Origin of the sequence: Mesorhizobium sp. M5C.F.Ca.IN.020.29.1.1, from assembly GCF_003997375.1 — a bacterium.
Lineage (GTDB): Bacteria > Pseudomonadota > Alphaproteobacteria > Rhizobiales > Rhizobiaceae > Mesorhizobium > Mesorhizobium wenxiniae.
The window spans coordinates 1-1,200 of the sequence record NZ_RZSW01000986.1; the positions used below are offsets into that span (position 1 = coordinate 1).

Below are 1,200 nucleotides of genomic sequence, written 5' to 3' on the forward strand. Positions count from 1 at the left end.
TGGTATTTCAGGACCCGCTCGCCGCCTTCAACCCACGCGCCACCGTCGCGCGCGTGCTCGACGATCCGCTGCGGATCCATGGCATCGCAACTCGATCAGAACGCCCGCGCCGCATCTCCGCTCTGCTCGATCGTGTCGGCCTGAGCGCTGATCTCGCCGGCCGCGCCATCCACGAGATCTCGGGCGGCCAGCGCCAGCGCATCGCGATTGCTCGCGCCATCGCGACAAAGCCGTCGCTGATCGTGCTCGACGAAGCGGTGTCCGCGCTCGACGTATCGGTGCGCCGACAGATCCTGCAATTGCTGCTCGATCTGCAGCGCGAGGAACGGATCGCCTATCTGTTCATTTCGCATGATCTCGGCGTTATCAGCGCCATCGCCCATCGTGTCGTCATCCTCGACGCCGGCCGCGTCGCCGAGAGCGGCAACGCCCGTGCGGTCATCGGTGCCCCGCAATCGACGATCGGCAAGGCGCTGGTGACGGCAGCGCCAAAACTGAACAGGACCAGCACGCAAGGCGCGGCCGATCGTCAGTAACCCAGCGCGCAACCATCTTTGCGTGGATCGGACGCGCCGGTAAGCGTGCCCTTGTCCCAGTCGATCAGCACCAGTTGGCCGCCGCCATGCGGCTCGGTTGGGATGGACACGTCGTGGCCTCGCTCGCGCAGGCCGGCGATCGCCTCGGCCGGAACGCCACGCTCCGCCTCCACTGCGTCCTGGCGGTAAAACACCCTCGGCGCATCAAGCGCCTCCTGCGGGTCCATGCCGAAATCGATAATGTTGGTGAGCAGGTGGACATGGCCGAACGGCTGGTAGCCGCCGCCCATCACGCCGAACGGCATGATCGCCCTGCCCTTGGCTGTCACCATGCCCGGCATGATGGTGTGCATGGGGCGTTTTCCCGGTGCGATGCGGTTTGGGTGGTCCGCCGCCAGGCGGAAGCTGCTGCCGCGGTTCTGCAGGACGACGCCGGTGCTCGGGCCGACCACCCCGCTGCCGAACGTACCAAAGGTCGAGTTGATGAAGCTGACCGCATTACGATCGCGGTCGACCACGGAGATGTAAACGGTATCGCTCTGCTGAAGCTCAAGCCGAGGCAGATGCGTCATCGCACGCGCCGGATCGATCTCGGCGCGGAGCCGGTCCGCATGGGACCTGGACAACAACTGCTCAACCGGAACATGGACGTGGTTCTGGTCGC

The 1,200-nt window shown here is 65.8% G+C and carries 2 protein-coding genes; one reads left to right on the forward strand and one right to left on the reverse strand.

All coding sequences use genetic code 11. From position 1 onward, the window contains the following. A partial coding sequence (locus tag EOA85_RS35620) for an ATP-binding cassette domain-containing protein (RefSeq protein ID WP_127212756.1) occupies positions 1–536 on the forward strand: 536 nt, incomplete at its 5' end. Here EOA85_RS35620 and EOA85_RS35625 read toward each other — a convergent pair. Further along, positions 530–1,200, reverse strand: a 671-nt coding sequence (locus EOA85_RS35625; RefSeq protein WP_206523478.1) for a gamma-glutamyltransferase, incomplete at its 5' end; no start/stop codon positions are given. The two genes, EOA85_RS35620 and EOA85_RS35625, sit on opposite strands and share 7 nt — an antisense overlap.